Here is a 15,927-nt window from a genome sequence, read left to right on the forward strand (position 1 = left end):
TTGCCGAGCGGGAGCAAAGGTCCCTCGCTCCCGCTCCGGGGCGGTGCCCGGGCGAGGCTCGGCGGATGCTCGGGCGAGGCTCGGCGGATGCTCGGAGTGGTGGCGATGCCGCGAACGACGCGTTGCGGACGTTGATCGTCCCGAACGACGCGCTCGGGACATGCACACACCGGGCGGGCCACAGCGCGACGCCGTGAAGGACCCCTTCACGGCGCTCAGTGCCGGTAAGGGGTCCTTCACGGCGCTGCTGACTGTGGGTGGGCGTGTTGTCCACACCCGGCCTCGCATGTGGACAACTCCCGCTCGCCGACCACTCGGAGCGCGGTTTCTGTCGTACCCCGCCGGTAGCGTTGTTATTGGGGCCGCCTCCCTGGGAGGGCGGGGGGCTGCTCCCAGGTAGGAGAACGCAGGGGTCAGTCGTTGGCGTGCAGGGCGGCGTTCAGTTCGATGCCGGCGCCGGTGCGGGCCACGACCTCGACGGCGCCGGTGGCGGAGTTGCGCCGGAAGACCGCGCCGGAGATCCCGGAGAGTTCCCGCGCCTTGACGGTCTTGCCCTCGAAGACGACCTTGGTACCCGCGGTGACGTAGAGGCCCGCCTCGACCACCGAGTCGTCGCCCAGCGAGATCCCGACACCGCCGTTCGCGCCGATCAGGCAGCGCTCGCCGATCGAGATGACTTCCTTGCCACCGCCCGAAAGCGTGCCCATGATCGACGCGCCGCCGCCGACGTCGCTGCCGTCGCCGACCACGACCCCGGCCGAGATGCGGCCCTCGACCATGGACGCGCCGAGCGTCCCGGCGTTGAAGTTGATGAAGCCCTCGTGCATGACCGTCGTGCCGCTCGCCAGGTGCGCGCCGAGCCGCGCGCGGTCGGCGTCGGCGATGCGGACGCCCGTCGGCAGCACGTAGTCGACCATGCGCGGGAACTTGTCGACGCCGTACACGGTGACCGGGCCCCGCGAGCGCAGCCGCAGCCGGGTCGCCTCGAAGTTCTCCACTGGGCACGGGCCGTGGTTGGTCCACACGACGTTCGCGAGCAGCCCGAACATTCCGTCCAGGTTCTGCCCGTGCGGCCGGACCAGCCGGTGCGAGAGCAGGTGCAGGCGGAGATACAGGTCGTGGGTGTCGGAGGGCGCGTCGGCCAGCTTGCCGATCGTGACGCGCACGGCGACCACCTCGACGCCGCGGGCGGTGTCCTGGCCGAGCAGCGCTGTCGCGTCCTCGCCGAGCAGCTCGGCCGCCTCGCCGTCGGACAGCCGCTCGGTGCCCGGCGTACCGGGCGCGGTCAGCTTCGGATGCGGGTACCAGGTGTCCAGCACCGTGCCGTCGTCGGCGATGGTGGCCAGCCCGACGCCGACGGCGCCGGTCGTTTCCGGGTTCGTGCTCTGCTCACTCACGCCCAGAACGGTAGCCGAAACACGCCGGTCAGCCAGTCGTGGCCTGCTGCGCCACCAGATCCTTGAGCTTCGTCACGGTCGCGGCGATGTCGGTGAGCGCCGCGGTGCACGCCCCGCCCGGCGTGGCCACGGTCGTGCAGCCCGCCGACCGGAACGCGGTGACCTCGCGGGCCAGCGCGTCCGCCTGGGCGACCAGCTGCTGGTCGGTGCCCGCCTGCTGGTGGGCGACCCGGCCGGTGCCGTCGATCTGGGTGACGTACTTCTCACAGCCGCTCGGCACCTGCGTGGCCGGGTTGAGGTAGCACTGGTCGGCGCTGAGCGCGTCGAGCTTGACCGGGAGCGCCTCGATGCCCGCCTGCTGCCCGCCCCGCTTGGGCGCGGGACCCGCCTCACGGGAACAACCGCCGAGCACGAGCAGCAGCGCGGCGGCCGCCACGACCAAGATCTTTCGCTTGCGCACGCCTCCACGGTAGCCCTCGGCCGGACAGCCCCCACCGGCACCGCACGCACGCCCGGTAGCGTGCCTGACATGACGTCGCTTGACCTGCAGCAGGACCCGGTCGACCTCACCGCGGCCCTGGTCGACATCTTCAGCGTTTCCGGCGAGGAGGCCGTCATCGCGGACGCGGTCCAGGCCGCGCTGGAAAAGCAGGCGCCGCACCTGGAGGTGGTCCGCAACGGCGACGCCGTACTGGCGCGGACGCACCTCGGGCGTGGTTCGCGGGTCGTGCTCGCCGGTCACCTCGACACCGTGCCGGTCAACGACAACCTGCCTTCGCGCCGGGAAGGCGGCGGGGACACCGAAATCCTGCACGGGCTGGGCTCGGTCGACATGAAGGGCGGCGACGCCGTCTTCCTGCACCTGGCCGCGACGCTGCCGGAGCCGAAGCACGACGTCACGTTCGTCTTCTACGACAACGAAGAGGTCGAGGCCGTGCGCAACGGGCTCGGCCGCATCGAGCGGGAGCTGCCGGAGTGGCTGGCCGGGGACCTCGCCATCGTCGGCGAGCCGTCCAACGCCGTCATCGAGGCGGGCTGCCAGGGCACCATGCGCGTCGAACTGCGTTGCACGGGCGCCCGCGCGCACACCGCGCGGGCGTGGATGGGGGAGAACGCGATCCACAAGGTCGGCGAGCCGCTGCGGAGGCTCGCCGCGTACGAGCCGAGGATCGTCGACATCGACGGCCTGACCTACCGCGAAGGCCTGCAGGCGACCAAGATCACCGGCGGGGTGGCAGGCAACGTCGTCCCCGACGAGGCCGTGCTCACTGTCAACCATCGCTTCGCCCCCGATCGCACGGCCGAACAGGCCGAGAAGCACCTGCGCGAGGTCTTCGACGGTTACGAACTGTCCGTTGTGGACCTTTCGCCCGGTGCACTGCCAGGGCTGGGCGCACCGGCGGCGGCCGAACTGGTCGCCGCCGCCGGTGGCAGGGCTTCCGCGAAGCTGGGCTGGACCGATGTCGCCCGCTTCGCCGCGCTCGGCATGCCCGCGGTCAACTTCGGCCCCGGCGACCCGACGCTGGCGCACACGCGTCAGGAGCACGTGCACACCGCCGAGATCCGCCGGGTCGCCGAGGTACTGCGGAACTTCCTGTCCTGAGGCGGTTACCTCAGACGGTGATCGACCAGCTGGACAGCTTGCCGGTGTCGTAGTAGTACGCGTCGTAGATCACGAGCGTCCACGTCCCATTGGCGTTCTCCGAGGTGACCGGGACCGAGAAGTCCTTGGTACCGAACGAAGTGCAGCTGCCCGAGCTTTCGGACTTCAGCGGATAGCTGCGGCCGCCGGGGCCGGTCAGGCTGATCCGGAGGTCTTCCGAGCAGGTGTGCGTGGCGGTGATCGACACCTTCACCGGGGTCACGGCCGCGCCGCTCGCGGTCGAGCTGATCGGGCTCGACACGGTCGCGAGGTCGTTGATCGGGTATTCGGTGTTGTTGGTGAACGTCCGCAGGGTGGGCGTGCCGACGGTGAGCGTGTACTGCGCCGTGTGGTCGGCGTCGGGACCGTCGCCGACCACCGTGACCTGGTAGGTGCCGTTCGGCGTGTTCGCCCCGGCGGCGATGGTCAGCGTCGACGTCCCTCCTGATTGGACGGTGGAGGGGCTGAACGTCGCGGTGGCGCCGGTGGGCAGCCCCGACGCGCTGAGCGCGACCTGCTGTGCCGAGCCGGACGTGATCGCCGTGCTCACGGTGACCTGAGTGGACTGTCCCGCTTGGACGGTCCCGGACGTCGGGTTCAGGCTGAGCGAGTAGTCGTTCTTCTGCGTGGCGGCGACGGCGAGCTTCCAGACCGCGTACCCGATGGCGTCGCTGTTCTTCTCCAGCGGCGTGTCCGGGATGTTCGACGTCGTGTCGCACGCGCGGTGGTAGCAGTTGTCGAACGGCTGACCCGCGGTGCCGCCCCACTTCTGTGCCTGCGCGGAACTCTTGATGTCGCCGGCGCCGGTGGCGAGCCCGCCGACCGGGATGCCCGCGCTCTTGAACGACGCGTGGTCGGACCGGCCGTCCCCTTCGCTGTCGCCCTCGGTCTGGATACCGATCGAGGCGAAGTACTCGTCGAAGATGGCCTTGATCGAGGCGACGTCGTCGTACACGAAGTAGCCCCAGTTCTTCGACCCGATCATGTCGAAGTTCAGGTAGGTCTTGATCTTCGACCGCTCGGCCGCCGGGAGGTTGTTGACGTAGAACCGCGAGCCGCGCAGCCCGGACTCCTCGTCGGCCCACCAGGCGAACCGGACGCGCTTGGTCATCTCCGGGTTCGTCTTGGCGAGCGTCAGCGCGGTCTCCAGGATCGACGCGCTGCCCGAGCCGTTGTCGTTGATGCCGGGGCCCGCGGTGACGCTGTCGAGGTGCGCGCCCAGCATGAGCACCTGGTTCGCGTCGCCCTTCGGCCATTCCGCGATCAGGTTCTGCGACTGCCCGGCACAGCTCGTGCAGGTCTGCCGGGTCGTGGTGAACCCGGCGGCCTTCAGCTTTCCTTCCACATAGGACACCGAGGCGTTGTACCCGCCGCCCGCCGCGCGGTTCCCGCCGTTCTGCTGCGCGATCGTCTGCAGCTGGTTCAGGTGTGCCTTGATGTTGGCGAGCGAAATGTCCGGTGGTGCCAACGCCGTGGCGGCTGTGGCCGCCTGTGCCGGAACCGCGGCGATCCCCAGCGCGAGCGTCAGCCCGGCGAACGCCGCCCCCGCTCTCCGCTTCCAGTTCATACTCTGCTCCTTCGGGGAGGGACGGTCCGTGGGGGCCTTCCCAAGGGACTTGTGGTCCCTTGGGAAGGCCCCCACGGACCTCTACGGAGCTAGACCGTGATGGTCCAGCTGGTGAGCTTGCCGGTGTCGTAGTAGTAGGCGTCGTAGATCACGAGCGTCCACGTGCCGCTGGCGTTCTCCGAGGTGACCGGGACCGAGAAGTCCTTGGTACCGAACGGAGTGCAGCTGCCCGAGCTCTCGCTCTTCAGGGAGTAGCTGCGCCCGCTCGGGCCGGTCAGGCTGATCCGGAGGTCCTCCGAGCAGGTGTGCGCCGCGGTGATCGACACCTTCACCGGGGACGCGGCCGCGTCGGTCGCGGTCGAGGTGATCGGGCTCGAAACCGTGGCGTAGTCGTTGATCGGGTACTCGGTCGTGTTGCTGAACGTCCGGACGCTGGACGTGCCGACGGTCAACGTGTACTGCGCGCTGTGATCGGCGTTCGCCCCCTTGGCGGCGACGGTGATCTGGCTGGTGCCGTTGGGGGTGTTCGCCGCGGTGGTGATCGTCAGCGTCGACGAGCCGCCCGACTGCAGCGAAGCCGGGTTGAACGTCGCGGTGGCGCCAGCCGGAAGGCCGGACGCGCTCAACGTGATGGCCTGCGCCGAACCCGTGGTGATGGCGGTGTTCACCTTCACGGTCGCCGACTGTCCCGCTTGGACGGTGCCGGACGACGGGCTCAGCGTGAGCGAGTAGTCGTTCTGCCCGGGGTTGCCGGTGCAGGACGGCTCACCGGAAACGGCGCCGACGCTGACGGCGTTCCACGCGGCCTTGACCGTGTCGTACTCGGCGCAGCTGCCGGGGTACAGCGCGACCGCGGCTTCCAGCGTCGCCTTGCGGGCGGCCTTGTGGTTCCACGACGAGGTCTTCTTCAACAGGCCGTTGTAGAAGATCTTGGCCGCCTTCTGGATGCCGATGCCGGTGACCGAGCTGCTGTTGCAGGTCGGGCTGGACGGCTTGCCACCGCCGGGGTTGCTGCCCTCGGCGAGCAGGTAGAACCAGTGGTTCTGCGGCCCGGCCGCGGCGTGCACCTCGGTGTTCGGGATCGAGGAGGAGTAGCAGTTCGGGTCGCCGACCTTCGACGGGTCGTACATGTAGCGGATCGGGCCCTGCCCGACCAGGTTCACGCCCTCGCCGACCTCGTAGTCCGGGGTGTCCTTGGCGTTGTTGGCGTAATGCTCGGTGATCGCGCCGAAGATGTCACCGGTGGACTCGTTGAGCCCGCCGTTCTCGTTGCCGGAACCCGCGCCGCCGGGGGTGAACTGGAAGATGCCGTGACCGAACTCGTGGCCGACGACGTCCATCGAGGTGGCCTGGCGCCGGTTGTCCTGCGAGTGCCCGAAGTGGGTCGACGAGCCGTTCCAGTAGGCGTTGACCTGGTTGAGGCCGACCGACGCCGGGAAGCCGCGCCCGTTGCCGTCGATACCGTTGCGGCCCAGCCAATCGCGCAGCATGTTCCACTCCTGCTGCACGGAGTAGAGCGTGTCGACGCACCCGGTCTCCAGGTCGGTGCCCGACCCGTTGCCCCAGTTGTCGCTCGACTTGGTGAAGACGGAACCACCCTCGCGACCGCAGCTGATCCCGTTGCGGTTGGGGTCGCGCATGGAGTAGCTGCCGCCGGAGCCCGTCGTGTCGATGGTGACGTTGCCGACGTAGTAGCTGTTCCCCGCGCCCAGCTGCGTCGCGGGCTGCTGCGGCGCGGCCGCGCGCGGCGCGACGGGTGCGTCGGCCTTGACGTCGTCGCGCTGGTCCAGCACGGCGCCGGTCGCGGCGTCCACGAACACGTGCAGGTTGCTCGGCGCCGTCGCGGTCTTGCCCGCGACCACCACTTCGTAGGCGAGCTTCGGGGCGTTTCCGGCCAGTACCACGAGGTTGGGAGCGCTTACACTGTCCACAGTGGGCAGTTGAGCGCTGGCGATCGACGCGGCTTTCGCGGAGTCGAGCGACGCCTTCGTGCCGACGGTGATCGGCGCGCTCTCCGCGGCGCTGGTGCCGCGGACCCGGCCGTTGCCGTCGGCGACCACTACCGCGTCCCCGCCGACGACCCGCAGGCCGCGGTAGGTCCGCTCGTAGGCGCTGTAGAACAGCCCGGACGCACCGGAAGTCACGCCGACCCGCTGGAACGCCTCGTCGGCGCCCTTGCGCAGCTGGTCGACGCCACTCGCGGCGGCGCGGTCGGCCGCGCTCACCGCGGCGGCTTCCGGGCTCGACGGCTGCGCGGCGGGAGCCGCGGTGGCCGGGAGGACCGGGAGCGCGAACGTCAGGGCTAGACCGGCCGCGGCCGCCAACCCTGTTCTGAGCCCTCGCTGAACTGTCATGGACAACCCTTTCTCCTTCATGGAGATCTCGCCCGGACGGCTTGGGAGCGCAGGAATCATCGACCGGGCAACGGATTCACGGGGGTGGATGGAGAGGTGCCCGAGTGCGCCACCGGGTAACGTGCTCGGACACCCCGAGTAAAGAATTCGTCACCTGCACCGTCAATGCGCCGGATGGGCTAGCGACCTGCGGGAACGCGAACCATCAACGTATGCAAACCCTTGAATTCCAAGGGTTTTGCCGTTCTTCGAGGTCAAACCCGACTTTCGTAGGATTTTCCGGCAAACAAGCCGATCGTCTCGACCATCGGCGCGGTGAACCGGACATATTGACGCCGTCCCGGGTGGACGGTAACTTGCGCGCCCCGGCTTCCCGCCGGGTTGTCCATTGTGGACGCAGAGGACGTGTCCGGCGGATTAATCGCGTTCAGCGCCCGGTCACGAGCCGGTCATCGGGTCTGGCCGCCGTGGTGCCGCTCGCGTTCTCACTGGACGTGACGCCGTAGTCTTGTCGGGGTGAGCGAACAGTCTGAATTCCCGGACGGCCAGTACCCCGAACGGCCGCCGGAGCGGCACAAGGGCCCGGTGGTCCTGCGCCGCGAACGCCGTGAACAGCCCGGTGGCACCACCGACCAGCGGTTGCTCGACGCGCGCGGGCCGAGCGACTGGGTGCACACCGACCCCTGGCGGGTGCTGCGCATCCAGGCCGAGTTCGTCGAGGGCTTCGGCGCGCTGGCCGAGGTCCCGCGCGCGGTGACCGTGTTCGGCTCGGCACGCACGAAACGCGACCACCCCGAGTACGAGCTGGGCCGCAAGATCGGCGGGGCGCTGGCCGACGCCGGGTTCGCGGTGATCACCGGCGGCGGGCCGGGCGCGATGGAGGCGGTCAACCGCGGCGCCGCCGAGGCCGGCGGGTTCTCGGTCGGGCTGGGCATCGAGCTGCCGTTCGAGCAGGGCCTGAACCCGTGGGTCGATCTGGGCGTCAATTTCCGCTACTTCTTCGCCCGCAAGACGATGTTCATCAAGTATTCGCAGGCCTTCATCTGCCTGCCCGGCGGGTTCGGCACGCTCGACGAGCTGTTCGAGGCGCTGACGCTGGTGCAGACCAAGAAGGTCACCAAGTTCCCGGTGGTGCTCTTCGGCAGCGACTACTGGGGCGGGCTGTACGACTGGATCGCCAAGACCGTGCTCGCCGAGGGCAAGATCGGCGAGAAGGACCTCGAGCTGCTGCACGTCACCGACGACATCGACGACGCCGTGCGGGTCGTGCAGGAGTCTTACCAGGCATGGGAGGACACCCACTGATGGCCGGGCTGCGTCGGGTGTGCGTGTTCTGCGGTTCCGCGATGGGCGGCTCCCCGGTGTACGCGGAGGCCGCCGCCGCGCTCGGGAAGCTGCTCGCCCAGCGGGGCATCGGGCTGGTCTACGGCGGCGCGAGCGTCGGCACGATGGGTGTCGTCGCGGACGCGGCGATGGCCGCGGGCGGCGAGGTGATCGGCGTCATCCCGCAGGCGCTGCGCAAGGTCGAGATCACCCACGAGGGGCTCACCGAGCTGCACGTCGTCGCGGACATGCACGAGCGCAAGGCGAAGATGGCCGAGCTGTCCGACGGTTTCCTCGCGCTGCCGGGCGGTGCCGGCACGCTGGAGGAGCTGTTCGAGGTCTGGACGTGGGCGCAGCTGGGCCTGCACGGGAAGCCGATCGGGCTGGTCGACGTCGCGGGCTACTACGCGCCGCTGATCGGCTTCGCCGACCACATGGTCACCGAGGGCTTCCTGCGCGAGGGCTTCCGGGACCTGCTCGCCATCGACGCCGATCCGGCCGTGCTCCTCGACCGCTTCGCCGCCTACGAACCGCCCCCGAAACCCAAGTGGGCCGAGTAGCACTCGTGAGCGTTCCGGCCGGTTAGAACCGGCGGGAACGCTCACGAGTCCCTACGCGGCGTCGGGGCGTTTGTGGTACTTGTCGACGTACTCCTGGCCCGACAGCTCGAGAATCGTGTACATGATCTCGTCGGTTACCGAGCGTCGGATCGCCGACGAGGAGTCCTGGCCCTCGTAGCGCGAGAAGTCCAGCGGTTCGCCGAAGGTGACGCTGATCTTCGTCAGTCGCGGAATGCGCTTCCCCTTCGGCTGGAGGTTTTCGGTGCCGCTGAGCGCGACCGGGACGACCTTCGCGCCGGTGGCCAGCGCCAGCGCGGCGACGCCGGTGTGCCCGCGGTGCAGCTTGCCGTCGAGCGAACGGGTGCCTTCGGGGTAGATGGCGAACACGCCGTCGGCGTCGAGCACCTTGCGGGCGGCGCCGAGCGCGGCGAGGCCGGCCTGCGCGTTGCCGCGTTCGACCGGGACGTAGCCGAGGCCGCCGAGGAACCCGGCCATCAGCCTGCCCTTGAGGCCCTTGCCGGTGAAGTACTCCGCCTTGCCGAGGAACTTGACCTGCCGCGGCGAGGCGAACGTGATCACCCCGGTGTCGAGCGCGGCCCGGTGGTTGGCGGCCAGGATCACCGGCCCCGTCGCCGGGATGTTGCCCGCCCCGCGGATCTCGGGACGGTAGATCGCGCGGACCAGCGGGCCCAGCACGAAACGGACGAGCAGCGGCAGCAAGGTTCCTCCACAGGACTGGTGATGCCTCCAGCATGGCACGATAGTTACTCGTGAGTTGGTTCGAGCGTCGTACCTGGCAGAACCCGGCCTGGACGCCTGAGGACATCCTGGCCGCGAAGCGTGACCGGACGGTTTCGGTCGTGCTACCGGCGTTGGACGAGGAACAGACCGTCGGCGCCGTCGTCGACTCCGTCCGCCCGCTGCTCGGGACGGTCGTGGACGAGCTGATCGTCGTCGACTCGGGCTCGTCGGACGCCACCGCCGACGTCGCCGCCGCGGCGGGCGCGCGAGTCGTGCACCGCGAAGACGTCCTGCCCGAGCTGCCGCCGCGGCCGGGCAAGGGCGAGGTGCTGTGGCGCTCGCTGGCCGCGACGAGCGGAGACTTCGTCGTGTTCCTCGATTCGGACCTGGTCGATCCGGACCCCGGATTCGTGCCCGCGCTGCTCGGTCCGCTGCTCGTCGAAACCGGCGTCCACCTGGTGAAAGGCTTCTACCGGCGACCGCTGCGGCTGGAGAGCACCGGCGGCGGCCGGGTCACCGAACTGCTGGCGCGGCCGGTGCTCTCGGCGCTGCGCCCGGCGTTGTCCGGCCTGATCCAGCCGCTCGGCGGCGAGTACGCGGGCTCACGGGAGTTCCTCGCGTCCGTGCCCTTCGCCGCGGGATACGGCGTCGAGATCGGGCTTCTGCTCGACGCCGAGGCGCGGTACGGAATGGACGGGCTCGCCCAGGTCAACCTCGGTGTCCGCAAGCACCGGAACCGGTCGTTGCTGCAACTCGGCGTGATGGCGCGGCAGATCCTCGGGACGGCCCTCGACCGCTGCGGGATCTCGCCGGGCGAGGCGGAGTTCACGCAGTTCGTGCAGGTCGCCGACGAGTGGCTCCCCGACGTCACCGAGGTCGCGCTCACCGGCCGCCCACCGATGCGGGACGTCCTGGCCCGCCGCTGACCTTGCCCTGACGGCATCTCGGCGCACCACGCGGCCGGAGTCGAGGTGCAGGACCTCGTCGAAGCCCGCGACGTGTTCGGGGCGGTGGGTCACGAGGACGACGGTGCCCGGAGCGGCGGCCAGCACGCGTGAGAGGACTTCGTCGCCGTGTGCGGTGTCGAGGCCTTCGACCGGTTCGTCCAGCACGAGTACCGGCGGCGCCGCCAGCACGGCGCGCGCCAGCACCAGCCGCTGACGTTGCCCGCCCGACAACGCGTCGCCGTCGGCGCCCACCAAGCGGTCCAGTTCGAGGTCGAACCCGGCGACGTCGCACGCCGCGCGCAGTTCGTCGTCCAAGGCGTCAGGCCTGGCCAGGAGCAGATTCTCCCGCACGGTCGCGTGGAACACGTGCGCGTCGGCGAGCGCCCCCGAGACGACCGACGGCAGCCGCACGGGGTCGTACCCGTCCAGCGCGCGGCCGTCCATGGTGACCCGCCCCGAGGTCGGCTCGACGGCGCCGAGCAGCAGCCGCAGCAGCGTCGTCTTCCCCGACCCGCTCGGCCCCAGGACGCCGACCCGCTTGCCGGGCGGCAGGTCGAGGTCGATCCCGGACACCGCGGGCGCCCGGCCCGGATACCGCACCCCGGCGCCGGAAAGCCGGAAATGCCCGGCGCCCGGCGGCATGGTGCCCGGCAGGGGCGCCGGTTCGGTGAGCACCGCGCGCACCCGCGCCGAAGACGCCCGTACTTCCGGCCAGCGCCGTGCGGCGTCGATCAACGGCAGGACCACCTCGAACGTCGTCAGCGTGCCCAAGGTCAGCGCGGCGGTGAACGGCAGCGAAACCCCGTCACACAGAACGAGCACGGCCGACGTCGTCAGCAACTGGACGAGGACACCGAGCGCGGTCAGCAGCCCGAGTCGCGCCGAGGTGCTCCGGTCCCGCCTGGCGAGTGCGCCGATCACGCCGTGCGCGGTGTCCACTGTGGATCGATACGCTCCGCTCGCGATCAGTTCACGACGTCCGGTGACCACCTCGACGGCGCGCTCGGCCAGTTCCGCCCGCGCCGGTGCGGCCGACTCCGCGGCCCGCGCGGTGACCCGGATCGTCAGCCACGGCAGCAGAATCCCGGCCACAGCCAGCCCGGCGGCCAGCGCGAGGGCCGCGCCGATGCTCGCGGTCGCGACCACCACCGTGGTGGTCAGGCCGGCGAACGCCGCGACCGACGCGGGCAGCACGCAGCGCAGCAGCCCGTCCTGCAAAGCGTCCACATCGGACACCAGCCGGGTCACCATGTCCCCGCCGGAGAACCGCGCGCTCCGATGCGGCAGCAGCGCCCGGTACACGCGGGCGCGTACGTCCGCCAGGTAGCGCAGGACGACCTCGTGCCCGGTCAGGCGTTCGGCGTAGCGCAGCCCGCCGCGCGCCAGTGCCAGCACGCGGACGGTGACGATCGCGACGGTCAGTGCTTCCAGCGGCGGCCGCTCGGCGGCTCGCAGGAGCAGCCACGCCGCGGTTGCCATCAGTCCCAGTCCCGCGAGTTCGGCGCCGGCCGCGACGAGTCCGGCGCGCGCGAGCCGCAGTTTGTCCTTTATGGACATCGTGAAGACGTTCACGCCAGCTCCCTTGCGCGCAGCCTGCCCGCGCGCACCTCGACAACGCGCGTCGCGAGTTCTGCCATGGCGGGCCGATGGGCGACCAGTACGGCGGTCCGGCCGTCGAGCATCCGGCGGGTCGCGCTCAGCACCGCGGCCTCGGTCCGGTGGTCGAGCCGGGCGGTGGGCTCGTCGAGCAGCAGCAGTCCGGTCTCGGTCCGTGCCAGCGCGCGGGCGAGCCCGATGCGCTGTCGCTGCCCGGACGACAGCCCTTCGCCCAGCTCGCCGATCCGGGTTCGGTAGCCCTCGGGCAACCCCGCGACGACCTGGTCCAGCGCTGCCGCCTTGGCCGCCGCCGCGACATCGGCCGGGCGGCCGAGCGCGATGTTGTCTTCGACGCTGCCCCGGAACAACGTCGGCCGCTGCGGGACCCAGGCGACGTCGGCCAGCCAGTCCTCCTGGTCCAGCTCCCGCAGATCGACGCCGTCGATCAGGACCCGCCCGCTCGTCGGGGTGACGAACCCGAGCAGCACCGCCAGCAGCGTGCTCTTCCCCGCACCGCTCGGTCCGAGCACCGCGATGTGTTCGCCCGCAGATACCGAGAGATCCACTTCGGACAGTGCGCGGTGATCTCCATAGTGGACACTGACGCGCTCGAGGACGATCTCCGGCGCACCGCGCCGTCGCGTCCGCGCTCCGGCCCGAGGCGTGCGCAGTGGCACCGCGAGCGTGTCGCGCAGCGCGGCCAGTCCTTCCGCGGCGGCGTGGAACTTCGCCCCGGCCGCCCGCAGCGGCAGATACGCCTCGGGCGCGAGGACCAGCACCAGCATGGCCGTGTGCGCGGTCATTCCGCCTTCCAGCAACCGGAATCCGATCGGCACTGCCACCAGGGCGACCGACAGCGTCGCGACGAGTTCGAGCACGAGCGCGGACAGGAACGCCACCCGCAGCGTCCGCAGGGTCGCGTCGGTGTGCGCGCCGGCCATCTCCCGGACGGTCCGTTCCTGCGCGCCGGCCCTGCCGAACACCTTCAGCGTCCCGAGGCCGCGGACGACGTCGAGGAAATGCCCGCCCAGCCGGGAAAGCAGGTCCCACTGCCGCTCGGTGCGGGACTTCGTGTGCAGGCCGATCAGCGCGGCGAACACCGGGACGAGCGGCACGGTCACGGTCACGATCAGCGCCGAGGCGAGGTCGGTCGTGAACAGCCGGACGAGCACCGCGACCGGCACGAGCACCGATGTCACCAGTGCCGGGAGGTATCCGATCAGATACGGCTCGGTGGCGTCGACACCCTTGGTGATCCGTGTCGCGACCGCGCCGGCCTGCTCGGCGTCCGAGCCGAGCAGACGACGGCGCAGCCCGGCCTTGACCGACGCGGTGAACCGGCCGGTGAACATGCCCTGCCCGCCGACGAGCAGCACCCGCGCGGCGATCGCGATGACGAGCGGGACGCCGATGCCGCCGCCGGTGAGCAGCGTCGCCAGGCCCTCGGCCTGGACGAGGACCACGGCCGCCGTCAGCGAACCGAGGCAGGTCAAGGAGATCAGGTACCGGCGCAGGCCGGGCAGCGGTGGCATGTCGTCTCCTAGAAGTGCAGCAGCGAACGGTCGTCGACCGGGTCGCGGTGGGCTCGCCAGGTCAGCCACTGCACGACGAGCAGCACGACGACCGCCGCCGGCCCGGCGTAGCTGAGCACCGTGAACGTCTCCGGTGCCGTGGCCGCGGCCTCGACGGAGAGCGCGTATCCCTTGTCCACAGAGGACACCAGCGCGGCTGGGAGCCGGATCGTGCCAACGGCGATCGCGGGCGCCGCGGACAGTGCCATCGCGCCGAGCAACGCCAGGCGATGGCGCTTGAATCGCAGTGCCACGGCCGTGACCGCGAACGCCACGAGCGCGATCAGCGGCGCGATGAACGCGAAGCGCGAGGTGCCGTCGATCGCGAAGGCGCCCCAGGCGATCGCGACGACGAGGAACGCCAGCACGGGCGCGAGGAACGCCGTCGCGAGCCGCCGTGCGCGTCCGGTCAGCTCGGCCGGGCCGCGCACGGTCAGGAACACCGCGCCCTGCAGGCAGAACAGCGCGACGAAACCGAGGCCCCACACCAGCGCGTACGGGTGGAACAGGGCAAGCAGATCACCGGTCGGCCTGCCCTCGGCGTCCAGCGGCAGCCCACGGACGAGGTTGCCGAGGAACAGGCCCCAGGACACCGCGGTCAGCGCCGCGCCGGCGACGATCCCGAACGTCCACGTCCCGCGCCGCGCGTCCGGGCGCCGCGAGCGGAGCTGGACCGACGCGGTGAACGTGACCAGTCCTAAGAGGAGCGTCACGACGAGGACGTACGCGCCGGAGAACAGCCGCTCCTCCAGATGCGGGAAGGCGCCGAACAGGACGCCGACGGCGGCGATCAGCCACACCTCGTTGGCCAGGAAGAACGGTCCGAGCGCGCCCAGTACCCGGCGTCGTCGCGGCTCGTCGCCGCCGAACGCGGGCAGCAGCATGCCGACGCCGTAGTCGTATCCGGCCAGCGCGAAGTAGCCGCAGGTCAGCAGGCCGAACAGACACCACCAGAAGGTCACCACGACTCACACTCCACTGAGGACGGCCGGCAGCGAGGCCGCCGGGGTTTCTTCTTCCTGCTCCGGACCGCGGCGCGCGACGCGGGACATCAGTACCCAGTCGGCGATCGCGAGCACGGCGAACAGGAGCGTGAAGGCGATGAAGGAGAACAGGATCTGGCCTGCGGGGATCCCGGCGACGGCGTCCGCGGTGCGGAGTTTCCCGTACACCAGCCACGGCTGGCGGCCGATCTCCCGGACCAGCCAGCCGAGGATCGCGGCGACGAACGGAAGCATGATGCCGTGCGTCATCAGGCGCAGCACGATCCGCGACTTCGCGAACCAGTCGCGGTACAGCAGCACGAGGCCGAGGCTCGAGCAGAGGAACGCGATGAACCCGAGATCGATCATGAAGCCGAGCGGCACGTCCACCGCCGCGTTGCCACTGGTCAGCTTGTCCGGCTGGTAGCTCTTCAGCCCGGGGAACTGGCCGAATCCGGCGCCGATGGTGAGCAGGCTGCCAAGGAACGAGGCCACCATGCCGATCCGCATCGACCGGCGGAAGAACTCGATTTCGGTGGTGCGCTTGCGGAAGTGATAGGCGCTGACGCCGACGACGAAGAAGCCGCCGGTCAGCAAAGCCGCCGAGAGCACGTGCGGCAGCGACGCGGTGAGTGCCGGGTTCGTCAGCAGCGCGCCGAAGTCCGCCAAGCGCAGCACGCCGTTCTCCGCCCGGGTGCCGACGGGGTTCTGCAGGAACGAGTTGGCCACCATGATGAACAACGCCGAGGCGTACGCGGTCAGCGTGACCAGCCAGATCAGCGTCAGGTGCAGCCACTTCGGCAGCCGTCCCCAGCCGAAGATCCAGAGCCCGAGGAACGTCGATTCGGCGAAGAACGCGACCAGCGTTTCGATCGCGAGCGGCGCGCCGAAGACGTCTCCCGCGATCCGGGAAAGCCCGGTCCAGGTCAGTCCGAACTGGAATTCCATCACGATCCCGGTGGCGATACCGAGTGCGTAGTTGATCACGTAGAGCTTTCCCCAGAACCGGGTCATGCGCAGCAGCCCGGGTTTGCCGCTGATGCTCGCCCAGGTCTGCATCAGTGCGACCAGGGTCACCAGGCCCAAGGTGAGCAGCACGAACAGGAAGTGGAAGGAGGTCGTCGTCGCGAACTGGAGTCTCGCGATCGGGAGTGCGTCCATGCCGCCGGACTATATACGTAGTGCGGCTACATGTAGCGGGCAAATGCATGATCCAGGGTCGATATGGGGGATTTTCCCTGGTGTC

12 protein-coding genes and 1 pseudogene are annotated in these 15,927 nt (G+C 70.2%); 4 read left to right on the forward strand and 9 right to left on the reverse strand.

The window, feature by feature from the left end; genetic code table 11:
* Nucleotides 1–413 precede the first annotated feature (413 nt).
* Nucleotides 414–1,397: a 2,3,4,5-tetrahydropyridine-2,6-dicarboxylate N-succinyltransferase gene (gene dapD, locus ACFWY9_RS18030; protein ID WP_378327962.1), complete on the reverse strand. Its 984-nt coding sequence runs from the start codon at nt 1,395–1,397 to the stop codon at nt 414–416.
* A gap of 28 nt (nt 1,398–1,425) precedes the next feature.
* The gene (locus tag ACFWY9_RS18035; protein ID WP_378327961.1) at nt 1,426–1,857 is read right to left on the reverse strand and encodes a hypothetical protein; all 432 of its coding nucleotides are present in this window, start codon (nt 1,855–1,857) and stop codon (nt 1,426–1,428) included.
* A gap of 69 nt (nt 1,858–1,926) precedes the next feature.
* Between ACFWY9_RS18035 and dapE the strand changes: the two genes are divergently transcribed.
* Nucleotides 1,927–3,000 (forward strand): succinyl-diaminopimelate desuccinylase, encoded by a 1,074-nt coding sequence (gene dapE / locus ACFWY9_RS18040; protein WP_378339302.1) that lies wholly within the window; start codon nt 1,927–1,929, stop codon nt 2,998–3,000.
* A gap of 10 nt (nt 3,001–3,010) precedes the next feature.
* On the opposite strand, the gene ACFWY9_RS18045 is transcribed toward dapE, so the two are convergent.
* Entirely contained in the window at nt 3,011–4,606 is a 1,596-nt protein-coding gene (locus ACFWY9_RS18045; protein WP_378339303.1) for a M28 family peptidase, read from the reverse strand.
* 89 nt (nt 4,607–4,695) lie between these two features.
* On the reverse strand, nt 4,696–6,960 hold the full coding sequence (locus tag ACFWY9_RS18050) for a M4 family metallopeptidase (protein ID WP_378327958.1): 2,265 nt from the start codon (nt 6,958–6,960) through the stop codon (nt 4,696–4,698).
* A 516-nt stretch (nt 6,961–7,476) separates the two neighbouring features.
* Between ACFWY9_RS18050 and ACFWY9_RS18055 the strand changes: the two genes are divergently transcribed.
* Nucleotides 7,477–8,265, forward strand: coding sequence for a TIGR00730 family Rossman fold protein (locus ACFWY9_RS18055; RefSeq protein WP_378327957.1), 789 nt, complete (start codon nt 7,477–7,479; stop codon nt 8,263–8,265).
* Nucleotides 8,265–8,843, forward strand: coding sequence for a TIGR00730 family Rossman fold protein (locus ACFWY9_RS18060; protein WP_378327956.1), 579 nt, complete (start codon nt 8,265–8,267; stop codon nt 8,841–8,843). The genes ACFWY9_RS18055 and ACFWY9_RS18060 overlap by 1 nt, the downstream gene beginning before the upstream one ends.
* A 51-nt stretch (nt 8,844–8,894) precedes the next feature.
* Here the strand turns inward: ACFWY9_RS18060 and ACFWY9_RS18065 are convergent, their stop codons facing one another.
* Nucleotides 8,895–9,563 carry a lysophospholipid acyltransferase family protein gene (locus tag ACFWY9_RS18065; RefSeq protein ID WP_378339304.1) on the reverse strand — a complete coding sequence of 223 codons (669 nt, stop codon included), beginning with the start codon at nt 9,561–9,563 and terminating at the stop codon, nt 8,895–8,897.
* A gap of 50 nt (nt 9,564–9,613) precedes the next feature.
* On the opposite strand from ACFWY9_RS18065, the gene ACFWY9_RS18070 reads away from it, so the two are divergent.
* Complete coding sequence (locus ACFWY9_RS18070; RefSeq protein ID WP_378339305.1) at nt 9,614–10,510, forward strand: glucosyl-3-phosphoglycerate synthase; 897 nt, start codon at nt 9,614–9,616, stop codon at nt 10,508–10,510.
* A 36-nt stretch (nt 10,511–10,546) separates the two neighbouring features.
* Here ACFWY9_RS18070 and cydC read toward each other — a convergent pair.
* From cydC to ACFWY9_RS18090, 4 genes and pseudogenes are all read right to left on the reverse strand, one after another.
* Nucleotides 10,547–12,103, reverse strand: a pseudogene (cydC, locus tag ACFWY9_RS18075) (thiol reductant ABC exporter subunit CydC); the annotation flags it as partial.
* Nucleotides 12,100–13,659: a thiol reductant ABC exporter subunit CydD gene (cydD, locus tag ACFWY9_RS18080; protein ID WP_378339306.1), complete on the reverse strand. Its 1,560-nt coding sequence runs from the start codon at nt 13,657–13,659 to the stop codon at nt 12,100–12,102. The pseudogene cydC and the gene cydD, both read right to left, overlap by 4 nt.
* An 8-nt stretch (nt 13,660–13,667) precedes the next feature.
* Nucleotides 13,668–14,663, reverse strand: a complete 996-nt coding sequence (gene cydB / locus ACFWY9_RS18085) for a cytochrome d ubiquinol oxidase subunit II (protein WP_378327952.1) — start codon at nt 14,661–14,663, stop codon at nt 13,668–13,670.
* Nucleotides 14,664–14,666: 3 nt separating this feature from the next.
* A complete protein-coding gene (locus ACFWY9_RS18090) occupies nt 14,667–15,842 on the reverse strand; it encodes a cytochrome ubiquinol oxidase subunit I (protein WP_378339307.1) in 1,176 nt (391 codons plus the stop codon).
* Nucleotides 15,843–15,927 lie beyond the last annotated feature (85 nt).

Origin of the sequence: Amycolatopsis sp. NPDC059027, from assembly GCF_042739735.1 — a bacterium.
In the GTDB taxonomy this organism is placed as follows: domain Bacteria; phylum Actinomycetota; class Actinomycetes; order Mycobacteriales; family Pseudonocardiaceae; genus Amycolatopsis.

What these genes read in the sequence shown, in the direction of transcription:
- dapE (WP_378339302.1), top strand. Translation starts at nt 1,927, where the DNA reads ATGACGTCGCTTGACCTGCAGCAGGACCCGGTCGACCTCACCGCGGCC.
- ACFWY9_RS18045 (WP_378339303.1), bottom strand. Translation starts at nt 4,606, where the DNA reads ATGAACTGGAAGCGGAGAGCGGGGGCGGCGTTCGCCGGGCTGACGCTC.
- ACFWY9_RS18050 (WP_378327958.1), bottom strand. Translation starts at nt 6,960, where the DNA reads ATGACAGTTCAGCGAGGGCTCAGAACAGGGTTGGCGGCCGCGGCCGGT.
- ACFWY9_RS18060 (WP_378327956.1), top strand. Translation starts at nt 8,265, where the DNA reads ATGGCCGGGCTGCGTCGGGTGTGCGTGTTCTGCGGTTCCGCGATGGGC.
- cydD (WP_378339306.1), bottom strand. Translation starts at nt 13,659, where the DNA reads ATGCCACCGCTGCCCGGCCTGCGCCGGTACCTGATCTCCTTGACCTGC.
- ACFWY9_RS18090 (WP_378339307.1), bottom strand. Translation starts at nt 15,842, where the DNA reads ATGGACGCACTCCCGATCGCGAGACTCCAGTTCGCGACGACGACCTCC.